Origin of the sequence: Pseudonocardia asaccharolytica DSM 44247 = NBRC 16224 (genome assembly GCF_000423625.1) — a bacterium.
Lineage (GTDB): Bacteria > Actinomycetota > Actinomycetes > Mycobacteriales > Pseudonocardiaceae > Pseudonocardia > Pseudonocardia asaccharolytica.
On record NZ_AUII01000009.1, the window covers coordinates 124,942 to 145,922 of the forward strand.

Below are 20,981 nucleotides of genomic sequence, written 5' to 3' on the forward strand. Positions count from 1 at the left end.
GCCCGGGCGCGGCGGCGCGCAGGGCGCCCGCCGCAGCGGAGGCTCAGGCGTCGCGGCGCTGGGCGACCAACAGCCCGACGACCAGCACCGCAAGGGAGACGGCCGCGAAGTAGGCCAGCGCACCCCACGGCCCGTAGGGGATCTCGGGCACCGACTCGGTCATGGTGAGGAACCGGTTGGCGGCGGTGAACGGCAGCCAGTCCTGGATGTCCCGTCCGACGTTCGGGATCAGCTGCACCAGCTGTTCCAGCAGTAACGGCCAGACGAGCAGGATCGACACCGCGGCGGCGCTCTGCCGGACCAGGATGCCGATGCCCAGGGCGAAGATCGCGGCGAACAGATAGGTGAGCCCGGCACCCGCCACCATCCGCCAGTCCGCCGCGGTGCGCAGGCCGAGGTCGACCGATGGGCGGATCAGCGCCCCGGTGCCCCAGCTCAGAAACGCGGCGGCCAGCCCGACCAGCCCCGTGACCACGGCGACCACGGTGGTCTTGGCCACCAGCGCGCGGGTCCGGGACGGGACGGCGAGGAAGGTGGCGCGGATGGTGCCGAACCGGTACTCCGTGGTGACGGCCAGCGCGGCCATCACCATCATGATCATCATTCCCAGCGCGTTGCCGATCTGGGTGGACGAGACGTCCATCGGGACGTCACCGTCGGCCAGCCCCGCGTAGAGCGCGGCGATCCCCACGACGGCAGTGAGCGCCAGCCCGGTGCACCACCACGGCGAACGGGTCGAGGTGAGCTTGATCCGCTCGACGGCCAGCGTGCTCATGACGTCGCTCCCACGGGGTTGTTCTCATTGCGGTGCCGGCCGTTCCCGGAACCGGATGCGTACTCCACGTCATCGCCGGTGATCTGCATGAACGCTTCTTCCAGCGAGCCGCGCCGCGGCGAGAGTTCGTGCAGCGCGATCCCGTTCGCGGCGGCGGTGTCACCGATCTGCTCGGCGGTCACGCCGGTGACGAGCAATGCCGGTGGCCCGTCGCCGGGATCGGCCACCACGCTCGCACCGTTCGCGGTCAGCAACACGCTGAGCCTGTCGGACCGGGGGCTGCGGACGAGGATCGACTGTCCGGCCGCGGCGTCCACGAACTCGGCGGTGCTCGCCTGCGCGATCAGCCGGCCGCGCCCGATCACCACCAGATCGCTCGCGGTCAGTGCCATCTCCGACAGCAGGTGACTGGACACCAGCACGGTCCGCCCCTCCGCGGCGAGACCCTGCATCAGCTGCCGGATCCAAAGGATGCCCTCGGGGTCGAGACCGTTGACCGGCTCGTCGAACAGCAGCACCTGCGGGTCGCCGAGCAGCGCCCCCGCGATGCCGAGCCGTTGGGACATGCCCAGCGAGAAGCCTCCGGCCCGCTTGTCGGCCACCGAACTCAGCCCGACCAGGTCGAGGACCTCATCCACTCTGGACCGCGGCAGCTGGTTCGATCGGGCCAGCCAGCGCAGATGCGACCGGGCCGACCGGTTCGGATGCGCCCACCGGGCGTCGAGCAGCGCTCCGACGGTGCGTAACGGATGTTCCAGCTCGCCGTAGCGGCGCCCATCGATCAGCACCTGCCCGCCCGTCGGCCGATCGAGCCCGAGGATCATCCGCATCGTGGTCGACTTGCCGGCACCGTTGGGTCCGAGGAATCCGGTGACCCGGCCTGGTTTTACGACAAAGGATAGATCGTCAACGGCCACTGTGGGTCCGTAGCGTTTGGTCAGATCGCTGGCCTCGATCACGGGCCCTTACCTTTCGTCCGGTTTGAGGTGTCCGGAGCAAGGATGTCGCACGGATGGGTGACGGCGGATCAGGGCTCAACCCTGATTCGGCCCCGAGGGCCCCGGAGCGCGCCGCGACGTGGCCCGGAGCCTACGCGGCGCGGTCGGTGAGGAGCGGATCGTGCCGGATGCGGTCGGGAGGGGTACCGGCCGTGACCAGCCGCGCCACCGTGGCCCGGATCATGTCCGGCGATCCTGCGACGATCACATCGTGATCGGTCCACGGGCCGTGCCTGCCGACGACGTCGCCGACGGCGCCATGCTCGGCCTCCCCGGCGTTGTGCTCGACGGCCGGGACCACGTCGAGCCACGGGCTCCGATGGGCGAGGGCCGTGAGGCTCGGAACCGCATAGAGATCGATCCAGGTTCGGCCGCCGACGAAGACGTGGGTCCGGCGAGGTCCACCCTGGACGGCCAGCTGGGTCACGATCGCCTTGATCGGTGCGGCGCCGGTACCGCCCGCGACCAGGAGCAGATCCCGGCGCGACTCGGCATCGAGCGGCAATCCGCCCATCGGTGGCCCGAGTCGCCAGACGTCGTCGACCCGGGTGTGCGCCACCAGCGCGGGACTGACCAGACCGCCCGCCACGGCCCGGACGTGGAACTGCAGCAGCCCGTCCGGTCGCGGCGGGTTCGCCGGCGACAGGTAGCGCCACAGCCGGGGCCGATGCGGGGTCTCGATGGACAGGTACTGGCCGGCGCGGTACGGGATCGGTTCGAGCGCCTGCACCGAGATGACGGCCAGATCCCAGCTCAGCCGGTGGTGGTCGACCACCCGGCCCAGCCAGGACGCGGGTCCGTTCCCGGCGGCCGCTCCGGCGAGCATGCGCGCAGAGACGACGGAGTAGGCCGCGGCCCAGGCGTCGGCGACCTCGGCCGTCCACGCCGCGCCGAGCAGCTGCTCGACCGCGCCGAGCAGCGCCACCCCGACCGTCTCGTAGTGCGTTGCGGCGATGCCGAACTTGCGGTGGTCGCGCCCGAGCTGCGCCAGGATCGGGCTCAGCTCGCGGGGCCGGTCGACCCGTTGGAGAACGTGGACGAGAGCGGGCAGCAACCGGCTGCGGTGCGGAGGCAGGTCCACCGGGAACAGCGTCCGCGCCTGCGGGGCGTGTTCGAACAACAACCGGTAGAACGTCGTGGCCAGCTCGTGCGCCCGTGGCTCGACCAGCGCCCAGCTCTCCCGGACGACGGCGGCCACCGCGGGATCGAGATCGTGGACGCGCCGGGGACGGCGGCGTGCTGCTGCGGGCCGGTCGCCACGGAGTGGTGGCCGGATCCCGGACATCTATGTCACGGATCCCCGGCCCGTCAGGACCGCGACGAGGCCGCGGTCCCGGCGGGCGAGCGCCGCGCGAGCCATCTCGTGCGGGGGAACGATCAACACCGGGCAACGCGCGTGCCGGGTGCAGTACCCGGCGACCGAGTCGCCCAGCCGGGGCCGCCGCCAGGTCCGGGTGGTCGCGCCGACGACCAGGAGGTCGGTGTCCTTGTCCCCGAGCCGGGCGAGCCGGGCCTCCGGCTGGCCCTCGACGACGACCAGGCGCACGTCGACGTCGCGTGGGAGCCCGCCCAGCGCCTCGGAGAAAGCCTTGTGCACATGCAGAACCCGGGGGAAGTTTCCAGACGCCGGCGCGGCCGCCGGTGGGCGTTCGAGCCGGCGGCCCGGCTCCCAGACATGAACCGCGTACAGCACGGCATCCCGCTCCCTGGCCACGTCCACCGCCGTCCGGATGGCCTGGAGGTTGGTCAGCGAGCCGGTCACACCGACGAGCACGCGGCGCCGGGTGGGTGTCAACACGCGTCCACGATGCCGGTGCGCCCGCGGGTCCGGCAGCTCCCGACCCCGGACAACATCGGCGTGGCCAGCCTGCCGAGCCTCGGCAATATCCGTGTGCCTGGCACCGTGCCGGCCCGTCCGGTCGTTCAGCCGCCCCGGCCCGCGACGTCGGTCAGGTCGTGCTGGGGCCAGCCGAGCAGCCGGGCGCCGAGCACAGCCGCATGAATCGTGAACCGTTGAGCGGGATCGGTGGGGTCGTAGCCGGTCAGCGTCGCGATCCGATCGAGCCGGTAGGTCACCGCCCGCACCGAGAGGTGCAGCCTGCGCGCGGTCTCGGTGACCACGCAGCCGGCGGCGAAGTAGGCGTCGAGGGTGACCAGCAACGGTTCGGCGCCGCCGCGGGCACCGGCCAGCGGGCTCACCACCGCCTGGACAAGGTCGGCGATCGCGGGTTGATCGCGCAGCAGGACGCGGTAGATCAGCAGTTCCTCGGCGTGGATGACCGGGGTGTCCAGCCGCAGCCGGATCCCCATCGTCAACGCCTCGCGGGCCTCCTCGTAGGAACGGGCGATGCCGTAGGACCCGGGATACGGTCGTCCGACGGCGATCCGCCACGGCCCGCCGCGCGCCGAGCGGCTGAGCTCGGAGTGCATGAAGGTGCCGAGGTTGCCGGTGGTGGCACCGGACCGGGACTCCGCCGTCCGGGTGGGGTCGGCGGGCGCCACAACGACGATCGAGCCGTCTTTGGTGGCGATCAGCACGTCCCGATCACCGAGCCGCTGCACCACGGCGCGTTCCAGCGACCCGATGGCGGCCTCGGCCTCCGCCAACCTGCCGGTGGGCGCCGCGAGCGCGACCTGGTGCGGCTGTGCCATGTCGAGGCCGAACGGTTCCGCCCGTTCCACCAGACCGCCGACGTCGGCGTCACCGCGCAGCAGGTCCTCGATCAGCTCCCGACGCAGCGTCTCCTCCCGCCGCACCATGTCCCTGCGGGCGGCCGTGTAGCCGTCGACCAGGCTCGCGACCGCGCGGTCCACCACACGCAGCACCGCCTCGGCGGCGAGGCGGACCGTCTCGCTGTCCGCGGAACGGACCACCATGGGCAGCTCCCGCCACAGCCGCCACGCGGCGGAAAGGTACAGCTGCACCGCATTGCCCGCGGCGATGCCCGACTCGGCGGCCCGGCGGCCCAGCAGACCGACCACCTCCAGCTCCTGCGGCTGGGGTCGACGCCCGGTCGTGGCGGCCTCGGCCAGCAACGACAGGTAGTCGCCCAGCAGCTCTACCGGTACCCCACCCGCCGCCCGGCTCGCGTCCTGGGCCACCTCGGCCAGCCACGCCTCCTCCGCCCACGTGCGCCGCTCGTTCGCCCCTGCCATGTCCGCCACTCCCGATCCGGCCGTCCAGGCCCCGTCGGCGCTGCGACGTGCCGAGACGCGACTTGCCGGGACCCGGCAGCATCGCGGGACCGAACTTGGTCGATCGACGCCGATGACCAGGCTGCCAGGGTCTGGCAACCTCGGTCGAGAGACGCGCCCACTGTCATTCCGCCGGCGGCGGTGGGCGAAGCGGTGAGCACGAGAGGAGCGGCAGTTGCGCAGGCAGGATAGGACCGACGGAGCGGACCGCTCGGACGCGTCGATCTGTCTGGCCGCGGCGCTTCACCTGCGGGGCCGGTCGGGGCGCGGCGGCCACGACAGGCGCACCTCCGCGGCCGCCGGTGAGCTGATGGCGGCGCTGGGCCTCGCCCTGTACCGCGATCCCGCCTCGGTCCCCCCGTCCGCGCGCCGAGCCGCACTCCGGCTGGCCCGCCAGCTCCAGCTGGAAGCCGATCCCCGCGCGCTCGCGGGTCCGCCGGACCGGGCCCGCAGACCCACCGCAGCCAAACGACGGTCCGCACCTTTCACCGCGTCGATCAAGCTGGGACGGATGGGATGACGGGGCGCCGCCGGCCGGGCCGACCCCGCGCCGCTCGCGCCGATCTCGTCATTGCGGCCGGGCCGGCCGCCGAGACGAGGGTGTCAGGACCAACCGGCCGAGCACACCGCGAGCGAGCATCAGGACGTCGGGCCGTGGGGCGAACGGGCGGTTACCCGGCACCGAACACAGCCGGACCCGGGCCGTCTGCCAGCCCGCGACCGCATCGGCGGACACGAACACCGGGACGCCACCGATATCGGCCACCAGCCCGCTGACCACCGTGCCGGTCGGATCGGGCGACCGGCGGGCGACGACGTCGCGAACATGTCCCAGATGTGCACCGTGCTCACCGACGACGGACCGCCCGAGCAACCGCCGGACCGACACGCTCCCAGGACCGCGATCGACGGCATCGGCCGACGGCACCGACAACGCCCGGCCGGGTTCCGGGATTAGCGGCAACAGTGCCGGCCGACGAGGCCGCCTCACTGATCCTTCCGACTGAAAAGGACGTGCGCACGACGCCACGAGAAATACATCGCGGCGCCGGACGTCATCAGTGCGGGAAGCGGGAACGACAGTGTGAGCAGCACGAGCGTCAGCATCACCGACGCGCAGATCGCGATGGTGTACGTGCTGGTGTCGGGGCGACCGGGGAGGCGCCGCTGTGCGCTTCGGAAAGAAGCGGCAAACTCGGGATCGTCGGCGATGAGCAGGTCCTCGACCGCACGCAACGACTTCCGTTCGTGTTCGCTGAGCACACGCACCTCCTGGGACAAGCAGGCCGGCGTTCCGATATCAACGACTGACTTTCGAACTCCCGGTTCGCTCGCGCCTGCATCCAATTCTGCCCCGCCGCAGGGTCGCTCACCGGGGCGGGAGCAGGCTAAGTTCTCCCCGTCCAGGTTGCCGATGGCCGGCAACCTGGACGGGGAGACCAGGGATCCGGCCTGGGGCTTCGAGTACCTCAGCCGGGGGCAGACGTCACAGGTCCTGCAAATGGCTCCCGTAGGGCACGGCACGAACCAACGACACGGTCATCGTCTGGTCGTTCGGCAGCCGGTACTGTCGCTTATCGCCCTGCTTGGCGCCGGTCAATGCCTGCCCCAGCGGAGAATCGGGCGAGTAGATCTCGATATCGCCATAACTGCCCTGCTCCCGGTCGGCCAGCAGGAACGTCTCGGTGTCGGTCTCGTCCTCGAAGCGGACGGTGAGCACCATCCCGGGTTCGGCGATTCCGTCGTCCGGGGGTTCGTGCCCGACGAGCGGGTTCTGCAGGATCTCCTGCAGTTTCCTGATCCGCTGGTCGCGCTCGCGCTGGTCGGCGTACACGGCATCATCGGTGCTGTCGCGGTTCGCGTCCCCACTTCCGTTGGATCCGCTTCCCGGGCTGCGCCCGGCACGCTCCTCGAGGAGTTCGGCGAGCTCTTCCTTCAGACGCTCGTATGCGTCCTGGGTCAGCCAGACTTGCGGTGCCTCAGTCATCCTCGATACTCCTCGCCTCGGCCCGGACATGCGTTTCGACCGGTCGCGCCGGTGTGCGCAGCACCACGTCGGTGATCGTCCGGATGCAAACGAGCACGGCGCCCAGAAGGGACCGTGCTCGGCGCTAGCCTACGCGATTGTCAAGCCGAGCGCATGCCCGCGATTGCCGATGGACAGCAATCACACGGACCGACCAGGACTGCGCGCGCGGCCCGGTCGCCGGGTGCAGAACGGCGTGGAGCGCACGTTGCCGAAACTCGGCAACCTGTGGCAGGGCAAGTCTGCGCGGGTCAATCGCTGAAAGAACGGTCGCCGGCCGTCAAGATGGAACGCGAGGCGACCGACGGCTCGGGCATGCGCGGCGCGTTCGGTGCGCGCCAGGCCCGGCGGGAAGGATGGGGTGAGCTCGGCTGTGCAGCGACGGGTGATCGTCGGTGTGGACGGATCGGGCACGGATCGTCAACTCCTGCATACGGCCCTTGCGCTCGCCCGGGCGCACGGGGCGGTGCTGTATGCGGTGGACGTACAGGAGAGCGAGGCCCGATCGCGGCGCGCGACCGAGGAGCCGCCCCGGATGCAGGGCGTCCACCAGGCGTTCTCCGCGCTCGGCGATGTCGCCGACGACGTCGACCTTCGGATCGTCGTCCTCGATGGACAGCCGAGCGAACAGCTGATCCGGCTCGCCAACCAGAGCACCGATCTCCTCGTCGTCGGCCGTAGCCAGCGAGGCAACCGGCCGCCAGGATCGATCGGTTCCGTCGCACGGGACTGTGTCGCGAACGCCGGCTGTGCCGTCGTGGTCGTCCCTGCGGGCGAGGCGAGCTCCGTGACGGCCGACAACGCGGCGCGGCACGCCTCCGCAGAGCTCCAGAGGGCATGATGACGGTACGTGTCGAGCGGGCGGGCTGGCAGAGCCGCGCGCACTGCGTGAAGATCGACCCTTTGGCGCTGTCGCCGTCGCGGAGCGGGGCCCGTAGCCCACATATCACTAGCGAGCTGTGCCGCACCTGTCCCGTGCAGTCGACCTGCCTGGGCTGGGCGCTGGTGACCAATGTGACCGACGGGATCCACGGTGGGCTCAACCCGGCCCATCGGCGGCGGCTTCGCGCCGAGCTGATCCGCGAGCTGGAGGGCAGGCAGATGGCGGGCTCACCGGAACTTGCGGCGGTCGTGCGCGCCAACACCGGTTCGGTCCCGTGAGCGCATAACACTGTTCCAGCGGTGCTCAACGCTCACGAGCGCGATAGCGCACGATAAGGGGGTGGCTATCGCACAGCATCGACTCGTGATCGTCCGGCATGCCAAATCGGCTTGGCCGGAGGGCGTCCCCGACCTGCGCCGCCCGCTCGGCGAGCGGGGCCTGCGGGACGCACCCGCGATCGGCCGGTGGTTGCGCGAGCGCATCGGTCAGGTCGACATGGTGCTCTGCTCGCCGGCGCTGCGGACCCGGCAGACCTGGGAGCTCGCCGCGGCCGAGCTCGACGATCCGCCCGCTCCGCGGTTCGACGACCGGGTGTACGCCGCGGGCGCCGGCGAGCTGCTCGGTGTCATCCGAGAGCTGCCCGAGGACACCGGGACCGCGGTGGTGGTCGGCCACAACCCCGCCCTCCAGGACTTCGTCGAGCTGCTCACCGGCAAAGCCCTGGAGATGAAGACCTCGGCGATCGCGGTCGTCGCCTGGCCCCGCGGCTGGGTCGACGCCGCCGCCCGCGTCGCCGTCCTCGAGGAACACGCGACTCCGCGCGGGTGACGAGCACCAGCGCGAGGAGAAGTTGCGGGACGACCGGCCCGCGCCGCACCCTGGAGACAGCGCCGAAGTTCAGCTCAGCAATGGCGGATGCCCACATCGCGCGGTTTGCCCGGCTCCTGACGCCCAGTAACGCCGGCGCGACCCGCAGCGACTTCCTTGGCGAGGGCTTGACAGGAGGGTCGCGTGCGCGAGCCAGTGGAGGACCCGGGCGACGACGGTCGTCGCCCAGGTCATGCTGGCCGGGACGACCAGCCCGTCGACCTGGGCGCCGTCCACGCCGATGACGCGCTGCTCGACGCCCTCGGCAGCGGGCGACTGCGGCCGGACCCCGAGCTGGCCGCGAGCGACGACCCCGACGAACGGCTGGCCGCGATGCTGGCCGGCTGGGTCACGGCGGTGCAGCAACCAGCGGCGGACGAACCGCACACCCCGGAACCCGCCGAGGCACCCCGCACCACCGCCACCCAGCCGGCCGCCGTTGCGCTCAGCCCATGGCGGGCCCGTTTCCTCGTCCGTCTGGCGGCCGCGGCGCTGTTCACGCTGGTCGTCCTGTCCGGGCTGGCCATCGGCGCGCAGAGCGCCCGCCCCGGTGATCCGCTGTGGACGGTCACGCAGGTCCTCTACACCGAACATGCGCGCTCGATCGAAGCGGCGACCGCGGCCAGCGACGGGCTGGAACGGGCACGTGCCGCGTTGCAAGAGGGTCGTACCGCCGACGCTGTCCGGAACATTTCGCGGGTGCGCTCGGCGCTACCTGAGGTCCGCCCCGGGGATGGCCGCGACGCGCTGGTCCGCGAGCACGACCAGCTGATCGCGAAGCTGCCGCCCACCGCGGGCCCCACCCCCGGTCCCACCGCCGGCCGCAGCGCCGCCGCGACCGGACGCGGCCCGGCCGCCGCCCCGAGCCACGGTTCCTCGTCCGCCCCGGCTGCCGCAGCCCCGGACATCACCACGACGACCGGCTCGACCCCCGCTGCCCCCGCCCCTGGCACTCCGTCGCGTGCCGCTCCGCCGGCCGCCCCGGGGACCTCCACGCCCGGCCCCGGCCCGTCCATCCAGACATCGACACCCACCCCGACACCGCCGATCCACGCCGCGCAGCCACCCACCGCCACGGCGCCCGCGGCGGACACCGGGCAGGCCTTGACCGAGCAGACACCGTCGACGAGCGAAAGCCCGCCGCCCACCACCCCGCCGTCGGGTACGCCGTCGCCCAGCACCCCGTCGACCACATCGGGGAGCTCCACCCCCGTCCCCAGCCCGTCCGCCCGGACATCGACACCCACCCCGACGCCGACCAGCACCGGGCGGCCTGAACCCAGCTCCGAGCCGAAGACCACGACCCGCGAGAGCTCGCCGCGACGCGCCCAGCCGGCCGCGCAGCCGTCGACGACCTCGCGGCAGGCCCGACCGCCGGCCACCACCCCCCAACAGCCGACCCAGCTCACCAAGGCAACACCAGCCCAGCCCGCGAAGCCGAAGCCACCCCGGCAGTCGGCCAGCACGCACCCGAGGTCGCAGAGCCTCGAGCCGACGTCGGCGCCGGTCACGACCGAGCGTCCGGGCGACGCGTACGAACCCAGCCGCACGCGGCCGGGCAAGATCATGTCTGAATCAGGCGCGGCCACGCCCGAGAAGCAGCATTCGAGCACCGCCACGAAACCGGTCGACCGCACGCCGGACGCACAGTCGTCGGCCAAGTCCTCGGCGAGTTCCATCCCGCATTCCTCGGCCACGACCCGAACCGGCACCAGCCGGTAGGCGGCGTTGTTCCCGGCGGCGCCGGACGCCCCCGACCCCCAGCCGTATCGCATATGACAACCCCACCTCCTATAGTGGATATACCTGTCCGCGATCCTCGAGGTGGTTGTCGCATGACCGACGTGCTGGATACCGCTCAGCCTTCCGGGGCCCCGACTCCCGCACGCGCGGCGGACCCCGGCGCCGTGGCGGCCCTGATCATGGAACTGCAGGCGGTGGGGCTGCGGATCGAAACCGAGCTGGAGACCCGGCGTCAGGGCGGCGCAGGCCCCTCGGACTCCGGGATGATGTGGATCGATGGTGTTCCCGCCACGGTGCCACCGAGGGCCGACTCTCCCTACGCGCTGCGCGCCGAGGACGAGGGCCAGGGCATCTACCGCGACGGCGTCAAGCTCGCCGCGGTTTCGGGTACCTCGCGGCCCCGCTTCTACGACCTGACGACCGCCGACGGCATCCCCTATCACCAGATCGCCCTGCTGCATCTGGACTCCCTGGCCTCCACGGTGGTACAGGCCTGCAACTACTGGGGCACGTCCGACCAGTGCACGTTCTGCGGCATCGGCGTGTCACTGGCCGCCCGCCGCACCATCGCCAAGAAGACGCCGGAGATGCTCGCCGAGGTCGCCGTCGCCGCCCGCGACCTCGACGGCGCCGTCGATGCCACCCTCACCACCGGCTCCTCGGTCGCCCCCGACCGCGGCGCGCTCTACGTCGCCCGCTGCGGGCACGCCGTCAAGCAGGCCGCCGGGCTGCCCGTCGAGGTGCAGTTCGAACCGCCCCGCGACCTGGACATCGTCAACAAGGTCCACGACCTGGGCATCGACGCGGTCGGTATCCACATCGAGACCTTCGATCCCGCGGTGTTGGCGAGGGTCGCCCCTGGCAAGTACCGCACCGGCATCGACACCTATTTCCGGACCTGGGAGCGTGCGGTGGCGCTGTTCGGCGAAGGCCGGGTGTCCACCTACGTCATCCTCGGCATGGGCGAGGATCCCGATCTCACGGTCGCCATGTGCAAGCGGGCGATCGACATCGGCGTCTACCCGTTCGTCGTCCCCCTACGCCCCGTCGCTGGCTCGTTGATGGAGGACGTGCCGGCGCCGGCGCGCGAGTACACCGAACCGATCTACCGCAAGGTCGCCACCTATCTCGCCCAACGCGGCCTCGGCGCCGACACCGCCGTCGCCGGTTGTGCCCGCTGCCAAGCCTGCTCGGCCCTCAACCTCATCGCCCCAGCTACCAACCCCCGGTGAGTGCGTAACAGTGTTAGAACACTGTTACGCACTCACCGGCGCGACAGCGCAGCTATTCGACCGTGACGCTCTTGGCCAGGTTGCGGGGACGGTCGACGTCGCGGCCCAGTGCCACGGCTGCGTGGTAGGCCAGCAACTGCAGCGGCACCGACATCAGGATCGAGTCCAGCTCGGGCTCGTTCTTCGGCACGACGATCGTGTGGTCGGCGAGGTCCGTCGGAAGCTCGCGATGGGCCAGCGCGATCACCGGTCCCCGGCGGGCGCGGATCTCGGCCAGCGTCGAGGTGTTCTTGTCCAGCAGGTCGTCGTCGGGCACCACCGCGACCGTCGGCAGATCCGGGCTGACCAGCGCGAGCGGCCCGTGCTTGAGCTCGGCCGAGGCATAGGCCTCCGCGTGGATGTAGGAGATCTCCTTGAGCTTCTGCGCCCCCTCCCGGGCCACCGGATAGCCGCGACGCCTGCCGATGAACAGCACGCTGCGCCGCTGCACGATCTCGCCGGCCACCGCCACGACGGCGCCGGTCCGCCTCTCCGCCTCGAGGATCTCGGCGATCTGGCCGGGTAGCGCTGCCAGTCCGTCGAGGATCCGGCGACCCTCGGTCGGGGACAGGTCACGGATCCGCCCCAGATGCAGTGCGAGCAGCGCGAACGCCGAGACCGTCGAGGTGAACGACTTGGTGGCCGCCACCGACATCTCCGGCCCGGCGTGCAGGTAGATGCCGCCGTCGACCTGGCGGGCGATCGTGGACCCGACCACGTTGACGATGCCGATCACCCGGCCGCCCTTGCGCTGCAGCTCCTGCACCGCGGCCAGGGTGTCGGCGGTCTCGCCGGACTGGCTGACCGCGACGTAGAGCATGTCGGGCTCGACGACCGGGTTGCGGTAGCGGAACTCCGAGGCCGACTCCGAGGCCGCGGGCATCCGCGCCAGATCCTCGATGAGCTGGGCGCCGAGGTCACCGGCGTAGCACGCCGAGCCGCAGCCGAGGATCCGCACCCCGCGGAACTCGCGGGCCTCCCGCGTCGAGAGGTTGAGCCCACCGAGATGCGCGGTGGCGAAGCGTTCGTTCAACCGACCGCGCAATGCCCGCTCGATCGCGCGCGGCTGCTCGTCGATCTCCTTGATCAGGTAATGCGCGTGGTCACCGATCTCGGCGCCGATGATCTCCCAGTCGATGGTGGCGGGAGCCTTGGCCGTCGATCGGTCGTCGAGGGTGTACGTACGGTAGCCGCCCGCGATGATCGTGGCCAGCTCGCCGTCGTCGAGGTAGACGACCTGACGGGTGTAGCCGACGAGCGCGGCGGCGTCGGAGGCGACGAACATCTCCTTCTCGCCGACGCCGAGCAGCACCGGTGAGCCGTTGCGGGCGACGACGATCCGGTCGGGATGCTCGACGTCGAGGACGGCGAGCCCGTAGGCACCCACGACCTGGCGCAGCGCCTGTCGGACCGCCTGTTCGAGATCGTGCGCGCCGGCGGTGAACGCGGCCGCGATGAGGTGGGCGACGGTCTCGGTGTCGGTTTGCGAACGCAGCTCGACGCCGTCCGCGGTCAGCTTGGCCCGCAGCTCCTCGGCGTTCTCGATGATCCCGTTGTGCACGACGGCGATCCGGCCGGACGTATCGGTATGCGGATGCGCGTTGGCGACGCTCGGCTCCCCATGGGTGGCCCAGCGGGTGTGCCCGATGCCGGCGCCGCCCTTGAACCGGGCCGGAAGACCGGCCGCGAGGTCGGCCACCCGCCCGCTGACCTTGTGCACTCTGAGCGCTCCGCGGCCGATCACGGCGAGGCCCGCGGAGTCGTAACCGCGGTACTCCAATCGGCCCAGCCCCTCCAGCAGGATCGGGACGGCCTCCTGCGCCCCGACGTATCCGACGATCCCGCACATGACGGTTCCCCCTATCCGTAGACGATGCGTCGCAGCTGCCGGATGGACAGCGCGGGTGGTGCCACCCGGCGAACCCCCAGCTCGACGCTCACCTGTTCGAAGATCCGGTCGTTGGTCAGCCCGCGGCGCTGCAACTCGGTATGACGGCGCCGGACGAACTCCTCAACCGGCTCGGCGAAGTAGCTCAGGACCTCGGCCACCACCCGCTCCGCCTCCCCTGCGCTGAGCGGGCTGCCGCGGACCAGGTGAGCGATGAGATCGTCGTGAGGTCCGGCAGGCACCGGTCGATCGTGCCCGAACCTCATTCGCAAATGCCAGATTCTTGCCCGATATCGGGCAAGAATGAGGATTGAGCCACGGCGTAGCACTGAGTGGAAGCCCCAGCGACGGCTCCACGCCCCACCGCTCCCGGCGCTCCCGGCGGCCCCCGGTCATGATCGTCGTTCTGGAGCGGTTGGCCGCGATTTCCGCGGTTCCCGCTGCCGAAAGGCTGATCTTGCTGGGGCCGGGAGCGGGCTGGCGGAAGCCGGGGCCGGATCAGGATGGCGGGGCCGGATCAGGCCGAGCGGGCCGAGGTGTAGTCGTCATCGGCCGTCCCGGCGGGCTCAAGTTCCCCGGCCCGCCACAGCGCCGCATACCGCCCGCCCGCGGCGAGGAGCTCGGCATGTGGCCCCTGCTCGACGATGCGGCCACCGTCGAGCACGACGATGCGGTCGGAGCGGGCCGCGGTGGCCAGCCGGTGCGCGACGACGAACGCGGTTCGACCGGGCCCGTTCACGCCGCCGGGAGCCGGGCTGCGGCCCGTCAACCGCTCGCCCGCGGCCAGGACGGCGGCCTCGGTGGCCGGGTCCAGCGCGGCGGTGGCCTCGTCGAAGATCAGCAGGTCGGGGTCGACGAGCTCGGCACGGGCCAGCGCGACGAGCTGGCGCTGGCCCGCCGACAGGCCCTGGCCGCGCTCGCCCACCGGGTGCCGGAAACCGCCCGGCAACGCCCGGACCATCTCGAGCGCGCCGACCGCGCGGGCCGCGCCCTCGATCTCGGCCGGTGTGGCGTCCGGACGGCCGTAGGCGATGTTGGCCGCGATGTCGCCGGTGAACAGATGCGGTTCCTGGGGCACGACGCCGAGCCGGTGACGATAGTCGGCCAGCACGAACGTGCGCAGGTCGACCCCGTCGACCAGCACCGCGCCCTCGTCCACGTCGTAGTACCGGGCCAGCAGCTTGGCCAGCGTCGACTTGCCGGCCCCGGTCGCACCGACCAGCGCCACGGTCTCCCCCGGCCGGACCCGCAGCGACACCCTCGTCAGCGCGGGCTTCTCGGCTCCGGGATAGGTGAAGGTGACATCGCGCAGCTCGACCTCGCCGCGCAGCCGCTGTGGCACCGAAACGCCGGCACCGGCCGGGACGGCGGGGACCGAGGTCGGGGTGCGCAGCAGGTCGGAGATGCGCCGCAGCCCGACGCGGGCCTGCTGGTAGCCGTCGAAGACCTGGGAGAGCTGCTGCACCGGGGCGAAGAACAGGTTCAGGTACAGCAGGAACGCGGTCAGCACACCGGCCGTGAGGTCGCCGTGGGCGACCCGGACGGCGCCGACGCCGAGCACCGCGGCCTGCGCCACGTCGGACAGGAACGCCACACCCGGGAAGTACGTCGCGATATAGCGCTGGGCGCGCAGCCGCGACCGCCGGTAGGCGGCGCTGCGCTCGCTGAACGCGGCGGCGCTGCGCCTCTCCCGGACGAACGCCTGCGCGACCCGGACACCCGAGACGTTCTCCTGCATATCGGCGTTCACCGCGCTCACCCGCTCGCGTGCCTCGGCGTAGGCCACCGAGGACAGCCTGCGGAACACCACGGTGGCCGCGAGCAGGATCGGGAGCACGGCCAGCGCGACGAGTGCGAGCTGGGCGTCGGTGACGAGCAGGGCGACGGTGACGCCCATGATCGTCAGCAGGCTGACCACGGCCTGCGCGAGCCCGGTCTGCAGGAACGTCGAGAGGGCGTCGACATCGGTGGTCATCCGGGTCATGATCCGGCCGGCGAGCTCGCGCTCGTAGTAATCCAGCCCCAGTCGCTGCAGATGCGCATAGCTGCGCACGCGCAACAGGTAGAGCAGGCTCTCTCCGGCCCGCGACGTGACCACCGTCTGCACGGCGACCACCAGCCACCCGGCGGCCACCAGGCCGAGGCCGAGCAGCGTCGCGGTGAGCATCACCGAGCCCGAGCCAGGCGTGATACCGCGGTCCACGGCGTAGCGCGCCACGCTCGGGAAGGCCAGCGTGACGAGCGCGTCGGCCGAGACCAGCGCCATCGTCAGGACGAGCAGGGCGCGGACCGGCCGCAGCAGCCGGGCGAGCCGGAAGCCCGGATCCGGGGTGGTGGGGTCGAGCGTGCCCAGGCGGGGCCGCTCGGTGGTCCTGGGCAGCGCCTCGACCGCCGCGAGCAGTTCCGGTGTCGCCGGGATGCCGCCGACCATGGCCGACGCTCCGCTGCGCGGCGCGCCGAGCGCCGAACCCGCCGAGGCCGCCGCGCTGCGCAGCGCCCGCTCGGACGTGGCGGGGGTGTCGGCCGGATCCGGCCACAGCTCGGGGGTGCCGTCGAGGGGCGCGGCGGGCTCGTCGCCGACGGGGCCGGTCGGTGCGGCGGTGCCGCCCGGGGCGGGATCGACGCCGTCGGCCGGGGCGGCAGCCAGCAGCTCGCGGAACAGCGGGCTGCGCGCGGTGAGCTCGTCCTGCGTGCCGATGTCGACGACGCGACCGCGGTCGAGCACCGCGATCCGGTCGGCCAGCGCGAGGGTGGAGCGCCGGTGCGCGATGAGCAACGTGGTGCGCCCCGCCGTCACCTCGCGCAGCGTGGCGTGGATCGCGGCCTCGGTGGCGGTGTCGACGGCGGAGGTGGCGTCGTCGAGCACGAGCACGCGCGGGTCGGTGAGCATGGCCCTGGCCAGCGCGATCCGCTGCCGTTGCCCACCGGAGAGGGTGAGCCCGCGCTCCCCGACCTGGGTGTCGTAGCCATCGGGCAGCGTGTCGACGAAGGCGGCGATCTGGGCGGCCTCGGCGGCGGCCCGAACCTCGGCATCGGTCGCGTCCGGCCTGCCGTAGGCGATGTTGGCGCGGATGGTGTCGGAGAACAGGAACGCCTCCTCGAACACCACCCCCAGCTCCGAACGCAGGTCGGCCAGCGGCAGCCGCGGCAGCGGCACCCCGCCGAGGCGCAGCTCGCCGGACTGCGGGTCGTAGAAGCGCGGAAGCAGCAGCGCGACCGTCGACTTGCCCGATCCCGACGTCCCGATCAACGCCATGGTCTCGCCGGGCTCGACCCGGAGCGAGAGCCCGTCGAGGACGGGTTCGCGGCTGCTGTAGCCGAAGCGGACATCGTCGAGTTCGATCGGCAGCGGCCCGGCGGGCAGCCGCGACGGATCCGGCGGGTCGGTGACCTCGGGGGTGGAGTCGACCAGGTCGTAGACCCGCTCTACGCCCGCCCGCGCCAGCTGCGCGGAGACGACCAGCGAGCCGACCAGCCGGGCGGGCCCGACGAGCTGCGCGACGTAGGTCATGAAGGCCAGGAAGGTGCCGAGGGTGATCGAACCGTGCAGCGCGAGCATCCCGCCGACCCCGATCACGCCGACCTGCCCGAGCGTGGGCAGCGCGAGCAGCGTGGGGCTGAACCTGGCGGTCATCCGGGCCGCGCGCATCCGTTCGGCGTACAGCCGGCCGGCCAGCCGTTCGAGCTTGGCGACCTCGCGCGCCTCCTGCCCGAAACCCTTGACCACCCGGACGCCGGTGACGGTCTCCTCGACCTGCTGCGCGACGTCGGCGGCGCGCTGCTGCGCCGACCAGGTGGCCGGGAACAGCTTGCGCCGGGTGCGGTTCGTGATCAACCCCGCGACCGGCAGCATGATCAGCGCGATCGCGGTGAGCGGCGGTGACAGGTACAGCATCGCCGCCACCGAGGCGGCGACCAGCGCGACCGTTCCCGTCGCCAGCGGCACCATCGACAGCAGCGACTGGACGAGCTGCAGGTCGGTGATCGCGCGGGAGACGACCTGACCGGTGCGCAGAGCGTCCTGGCGCTGGCCGTCGAGCCGCTGGACCGCGGCGAAGACCTGGCGGCGCAGATCGTGCTGGACGTCGAGGGCCATCCAGCCCGCGAGGTAACGGCGCAGGAACGATGCGGCGAACCGGATCGCCGCCAACCCCAGGATCGCCGCGACGATCACGCCGATCAGGTCCGTGGTCCCGGCGACGGCGTCGTCGACGGCCACCCTGGTGAGCAGCGGCCCGATCGCATCGAGACTGACACCGAGCACCGAGGCCAGCAGCGCGCCGACGGTGACTCCGCGGTGGCGCAGGCAGGCCCCGGCCAGCCGGCGGATCCAGCCCCGCCGGTGGACGACCTCACCCGCCGAGCTGGAGTTCACCACCCGGCCAGGCTAAGCCCGGTCACCGACGCTCGCCCATGGCTCAGGTGATATCGCGGCGGGCGCCGACCAGCCAGGCGGCGGCCACCGCCGCCGTCACCCACGTGGCGAGCACGACCAGCGACACCCATCCCGTCGGCGGCGCGGTGACCCCGGCCAGCCCCTCGATGACGACGCCGGACAGCCTCGGGCCGGCGAGCTCGCGGGCCGGAACGTCGTAGAGCGCGATATCACCCGCGTTGACCGGCAGGTATGCGGTCAGCCGGGCGAGCAGCGGCGGCCCGGTGGAACCGACCGCGGGCTCGGCCGAGTTGAGCACGAGCGCGAGCACGTTCTCCCCGGCCAGCACGTAGACCAGTGCGAGTACCAGCGCCCCCACCTGACTGGTGACCAACATGCCCAGCGCCACCCCGAACACCGACCACAGCCAGCACACGACGATCCCAGTGGCGGTCACGCCGAGCAGCGGGCCCGGCGCGGGCAGGGCGCCGCCGCCCTGTACGGCGAGACCGACGCCCAGCCCGAACACGACCGCGGCCGCCGCATATCCGGTGCCTATGGCGCCCGCGGTGAGGATCTTCGCGACCAGCACGCGGTCGCGGCCCGGCGCGGTGAGATAGGTCGTCGTGATCGTGCGATGCCGGAACTCGCTGGTCACGACGACGACCCCGTGGACCATGGCGAGCACGCTGGTCAGGCCGAGGGTGTAGGCCAGCGATGCCAGCAGCACCACCGCCGACCCCGCGCCCAGCCCGGTGACCGTCGCGCCGAACAGCCCGCCGAACGCATTGATCGACACCGTGAGCAGGACCACCGGGACGAGCAGCGCCCACCACGATCCCGTCGAGGCGGTCTTGCGCAGCTCCGCGCGAAGCAGTCCCCTCATCGCGGCCCGACCCCCTGGTCGGCGGTGAGCTGGAAGTACAGCTGCTCGAGATCGAGGCGCTCCTCGACCATCCCGTAGATGGCCACGCCCGCGGCCAGCGCCGCATCGCCCACCCGGACCGCGTCGGCGGCGACCGCGAGCCTGCCGTCGGGCAGCGTGTCGATCTCCAGCAGCCCGCCCCTGGCCAGCTGCTCAGCCAGTTCCACCGGGGACGCGCAGCGCACCAGCACCCGCGGCCGGTTCGACGCCCGCAACCGATCGAGCCCGCCCTGGTAGACACACCGCCCGTCGCGGAGGACGACGACGTGATCGGCCGTCTGGTCGACTTCGGCGAGCAGATGGCTGGAGACGAGCACGCTGCGCCCGTCGCGGGCGAACCCGCGCAGGAACGACCGCAGCCAGGCGACGCCTTCGGGGTCGAGCCCGTTGCCCGGCTCGTCGAGCACCAGCGCCCGCGGATCGCCGAGCAGCGCGGTGGCCAGCGCGAGCCGCTGCCGCATGCCCAGCGAGAAGCCCCCGACGGGACGGCGGGCATCACCCGCGAGCCCGACGAGCGCGAGGACCTCCTCGACCCGCTCGTCCGGGACACCGATGGCGGCCGCGTGCACCCGCAGGTGGGCCCGCGCCGTACGGGCGGGGTGAAAGCCCTGCGCCTCCAGCACCCCGCCCACCGCGCCGGCCGGATGGGGCAGTTCGGCGAAGCGCAGCCCGTCGATCCGAGCCTCGCCGGAGGTGGGCGTGACCAGGCCCAGCAGCATCCGCAGCGTGGTGGTCTTTCCCGAGCCGTTGGGCCCGAGGAACCCCGTCACCGTGCCGGGCTCGACGGTGAAACTGAGCCCCTCCACGGCCGTGACCGACCCGAACCGCTTGCTCAGCGCGTCGGCGGTGATCCGCCCGCTCGGTTCCACTGCCTGCCGTCCCCCGGTTCCTCGACGCGCCTCCCATCCTGCCGGAGGCTCGCGGGCGACGCGCCGGGGCCGGGGGGTCAGGTGCCGAACGCGGCCTTCAGCTGCCTGCCGACCTGGTCGAACGCCCCGCGGGTGTGGTCGATGGCGCCGAGCATCCAGAAGAAGCCGTGGATCATCGTCGGGTTCGTGACGTGCTCGGTCTTCACCCCGGCCTCGGCCAGCTTGCGCGCGTAGGCGTCGCCCTCGTCGCGCAGCGGGTCGTAGCCCGCGGTGATCACGGTGGCCGGGGGCAGACGGGAGAGGTCGCTGCGGATCGGCGAGGCCGTCGGCTCCTCGGCCACCGAATGGTCACCGCCGAAGTAGTGGCGGTAGAACCAGTCCATCGCGGACTTGGTGAGCAGGTAGCCCTCACCGTTCTCGACGTAGGAGGGGTAGTCGCCCGCGGCGTCCACGGCCGGATAGATGAGCAGCTGGTAGACCAGCGACGGCCCGCCACGCTGCTTGGCCAGCTGCGCGATGATCGCGGCGAGGTTCCCGCCCGCACTGTCGCCCGCCACCGCGATCCGGGAGATGTCCAGCCCCAGTTCGGCGCCGTTCTCGGCCACCCACTTCGTCGCGGCGTAGCAGTCCTCCACCGCCGCCGGGTAGCGGTGCTCGGGGGCCTTGCGGTAGCCGACCGAGACCACCGCAGTGTTCGCGGCGTTCGTCAACGTCCGGCAGGGCTTGTCGACGACATCGAGATCACCGATCACCCAGCCGCCGCCGTGGAAGTAGACGACTACCGGGTGCGGGCCCTCGCCCGCGGGCGTGTAGACCCGAACCGGGATCTCCCCCTCCGGGCCGGGGATGGACCGCTCCTCGACGTTCCCGACCTCCTCGGGTTCGCCCTGCAGGTCGATGAAGGCCAGCCCCGTCTCGCGAGCCTCCTCGACGGTCATCTCCGAGAAGTCCTTCATCCCTTGCGCCTCCAAGGCATCGATCAGCGCCTTGGCCTGTGGATCGAGCGCCATTGCCCAACTCCTCCGCCGATTGGTTGAGGTGCGACAGACTGCAAGCCGACCATCGCGGCGGGCCAGCGTCAAGGGCCCCGGATGGCCGCTGGACGTGGGGTGGTATAGGCGAGTTCGTCGGATCCGGGCCGCCGGGAGCAGCGCTACCATCCGCGG

The 20,981-nt window shown here is 72.0% G+C and carries 20 protein-coding genes and 1 pseudogene; 6 read left to right on the forward strand and 15 right to left on the reverse strand.

Annotated features, from left to right (window positions below):
* Positions 1-43: 43 nt before the first annotated feature.
* From G567_RS0112580 to G567_RS0112600, 5 genes are all read right to left on the reverse strand, one after another.
* Positions 44-775 (reverse strand): ABC transporter permease, encoded by a 732-nt coding sequence (locus G567_RS0112580; RefSeq protein WP_028930273.1) that lies wholly within the window; start codon positions 773-775, stop codon positions 44-46.
* On the reverse strand, positions 772-1,734 hold the full coding sequence (locus G567_RS0112585) for an ABC transporter ATP-binding protein (RefSeq protein ID WP_028930274.1): 963 nt from the start codon (positions 1,732-1,734) through the stop codon (positions 772-774). The genes G567_RS0112580 and G567_RS0112585 overlap by 4 nt, the downstream gene beginning before the upstream one ends.
* Positions 1,735-1,864: 130 nt before the next feature.
* A complete protein-coding gene (locus tag G567_RS0112590; protein WP_028930275.1) occupies positions 1,865-2,971 on the reverse strand; it encodes a globin domain-containing protein in 1,107 nt (368 codons plus the stop codon).
* 87 nt (positions 2,972-3,058) lie between these two features.
* Positions 3,059-3,571: a universal stress protein gene (locus tag G567_RS0112595; protein WP_161631699.1), complete on the reverse strand. Its 513-nt coding sequence runs from the start codon at positions 3,569-3,571 to the stop codon at positions 3,059-3,061.
* Between the two features lie 125 nt (positions 3,572-3,696).
* Positions 3,697-4,929 carry a PucR family transcriptional regulator gene (locus G567_RS0112600; RefSeq protein WP_028930277.1) on the reverse strand — a complete coding sequence of 411 codons (1,233 nt, stop codon included), beginning with the start codon at positions 4,927-4,929 and terminating at the stop codon, positions 3,697-3,699.
* A 214-nt stretch (positions 4,930-5,143) separates the two neighbouring features.
* On the opposite strand from G567_RS0112600, the gene G567_RS0112605 reads away from it, so the two are divergent.
* Entirely contained in the window at positions 5,144-5,488 is a 345-nt protein-coding gene (locus G567_RS0112605; protein WP_028930278.1) for a hypothetical protein, read from the forward strand.
* A gap of 48 nt (positions 5,489-5,536) precedes the next feature.
* Here the strand turns inward: G567_RS0112605 and G567_RS0112610 are convergent, their stop codons facing one another.
* From G567_RS0112610 to G567_RS0112620, 3 genes are all read right to left on the reverse strand, one after another.
* Entirely contained in the window at positions 5,537-5,857 is a 321-nt protein-coding gene (locus G567_RS0112610; protein ID WP_028930279.1) for a hypothetical protein, read from the reverse strand.
* 98 nt (positions 5,858-5,955) lie between these two features.
* A complete protein-coding gene (locus G567_RS34835) occupies positions 5,956-6,231 on the reverse strand; it encodes a DUF3040 domain-containing protein (protein ID WP_037057010.1) in 276 nt (91 codons plus the stop codon).
* Between the two features lie 223 nt (positions 6,232-6,454).
* A complete protein-coding gene (locus tag G567_RS0112620) occupies positions 6,455-6,955 on the reverse strand; it encodes a GreA/GreB family elongation factor (protein WP_028930280.1) in 501 nt (166 codons plus the stop codon).
* A 400-nt stretch (positions 6,956-7,355) separates the two neighbouring features.
* On the opposite strand from G567_RS0112620, the gene G567_RS28480 reads away from it, so the two are divergent.
* The 4 genes and pseudogenes from G567_RS28480 to G567_RS37175 form a co-directional block, all read left to right on the forward strand.
* Entirely contained in the window at positions 7,356-7,835 is a 480-nt protein-coding gene (locus G567_RS28480; RefSeq protein WP_161631700.1) for a universal stress protein, read from the forward strand.
* Entirely contained in the window at positions 7,832-8,155 is a 324-nt protein-coding gene (locus G567_RS33190; protein WP_084796100.1) for a WhiB family transcriptional regulator, read from the forward strand. The genes G567_RS28480 and G567_RS33190 overlap by 4 nt, the downstream gene beginning before the upstream one ends.
* Before the next feature lie 61 nt (positions 8,156-8,216).
* A complete protein-coding gene (locus G567_RS0112635) occupies positions 8,217-8,705 on the forward strand; it encodes a SixA phosphatase family protein (RefSeq protein WP_211223910.1) in 489 nt (162 codons plus the stop codon).
* A gap of 195 nt (positions 8,706-8,900) precedes the next feature.
* A pseudogene (locus G567_RS37175) lies at positions 8,901-9,041 on the forward strand (anti-sigma-D factor RsdA); the annotation flags it as partial.
* A gap of 284 nt (positions 9,042-9,325) precedes the next feature.
* Here G567_RS37175 and G567_RS36200 read toward each other — a convergent pair.
* Positions 9,326-10,519 carry a hypothetical protein gene (locus G567_RS36200; RefSeq protein WP_028930284.1) on the reverse strand — a complete coding sequence of 398 codons (1,194 nt, stop codon included), beginning with the start codon at positions 10,517-10,519 and terminating at the stop codon, positions 9,326-9,328.
* Positions 10,520-10,579: 60 nt separating this feature from the next.
* On the opposite strand from G567_RS36200, the gene G567_RS28485 reads away from it, so the two are divergent.
* Complete coding sequence (locus G567_RS28485) at positions 10,580-11,719, forward strand: MSMEG_0568 family radical SAM protein (protein ID WP_084796102.1); 1,140 nt, start codon at positions 10,580-10,582, stop codon at positions 11,717-11,719.
* 52 nt (positions 11,720-11,771) lie between these two features.
* Here G567_RS28485 and glmS read toward each other — a convergent pair whose 3' ends face one another.
* The 6 genes from glmS to G567_RS0112680 form a co-directional block, all read right to left on the reverse strand.
* The gene (glmS, locus tag G567_RS0112655; RefSeq protein WP_028930285.1) at positions 11,772-13,607 is read right to left on the reverse strand and encodes a glutamine--fructose-6-phosphate transaminase (isomerizing); all 1,836 of its coding nucleotides are present in this window, start codon (positions 13,605-13,607) and stop codon (positions 11,772-11,774) included.
* 11 nt (positions 13,608-13,618) lie between these two features.
* Positions 13,619-13,888, reverse strand: coding sequence for a hypothetical protein (locus G567_RS0112660; RefSeq protein WP_028930286.1), 270 nt, complete (start codon positions 13,886-13,888; stop codon positions 13,619-13,621).
* Between the two features lie 275 nt (positions 13,889-14,163).
* Positions 14,164-18,024, reverse strand: coding sequence for an ABC transporter ATP-binding protein (locus G567_RS0112665; RefSeq protein ID WP_051232894.1), 3,861 nt, complete (start codon positions 18,022-18,024; stop codon positions 14,164-14,166).
* Between the two features lie 40 nt (positions 18,025-18,064).
* On the reverse strand, positions 18,065-18,907 hold the full coding sequence (locus G567_RS0112670; RefSeq protein ID WP_028930288.1) for an ABC transporter permease: 843 nt from the start codon (positions 18,905-18,907) through the stop codon (positions 18,065-18,067).
* Positions 18,904-19,815: an ABC transporter ATP-binding protein gene (locus tag G567_RS28490; protein WP_037057012.1), complete on the reverse strand. Its 912-nt coding sequence runs from the start codon at positions 19,813-19,815 to the stop codon at positions 18,904-18,906. Before G567_RS28490 ends, G567_RS0112670 begins: the two co-directional genes overlap by 4 nt.
* A gap of 77 nt (positions 19,816-19,892) precedes the next feature.
* Positions 19,893-20,825: an alpha/beta hydrolase gene (locus G567_RS0112680; RefSeq protein WP_028930289.1), complete on the reverse strand. Its 933-nt coding sequence runs from the start codon at positions 20,823-20,825 to the stop codon at positions 19,893-19,895.
* Between the last annotated feature and the right edge of the window lie 156 nt (positions 20,826-20,981).

What these genes read in the sequence shown, in the direction of transcription:
- G567_RS0112580 (WP_028930273.1), bottom strand. Translation starts at nt 775, where the DNA reads ATGAGCACGCTGGCCGTCGAGCGGATCAAGCTCACCTCGACCCGTTCG.
- G567_RS0112600 (WP_028930277.1), bottom strand. Translation starts at nt 4,929, where the DNA reads ATGGCAGGGGCGAACGAGCGGCGCACGTGGGCGGAGGAGGCGTGGCTG.
- G567_RS0112620 (WP_028930280.1), bottom strand. Translation starts at nt 6,955, where the DNA reads ATGACTGAGGCACCGCAAGTCTGGCTGACCCAGGACGCATACGAGCGT.
- G567_RS33190 (WP_084796100.1), top strand. Translation starts at nt 7,832, where the DNA reads ATGATGACGGTACGTGTCGAGCGGGCGGGCTGGCAGAGCCGCGCGCAC.
- G567_RS36200 (WP_028930284.1), bottom strand. Translation starts at nt 10,519, where the DNA reads ATGCGATACGGCTGGGGGTCGGGGGCGTCCGGCGCCGCCGGGAACAAC.
- G567_RS28485 (WP_084796102.1), top strand. Translation starts at nt 10,580, where the DNA reads ATGACCGACGTGCTGGATACCGCTCAGCCTTCCGGGGCCCCGACTCCC.
- glmS (WP_028930285.1), bottom strand. Translation starts at nt 13,607, where the DNA reads ATGTGCGGGATCGTCGGATACGTCGGGGCGCAGGAGGCCGTCCCGATC.
- G567_RS0112670 (WP_028930288.1), bottom strand. Translation starts at nt 18,907, where the DNA reads ATGAGGGGACTGCTTCGCGCGGAGCTGCGCAAGACCGCCTCGACGGGA.
- G567_RS0112680 (WP_028930289.1), bottom strand. Translation starts at nt 20,825, where the DNA reads ATGGCGCTCGATCCACAGGCCAAGGCGCTGATCGATGCCTTGGAGGCG.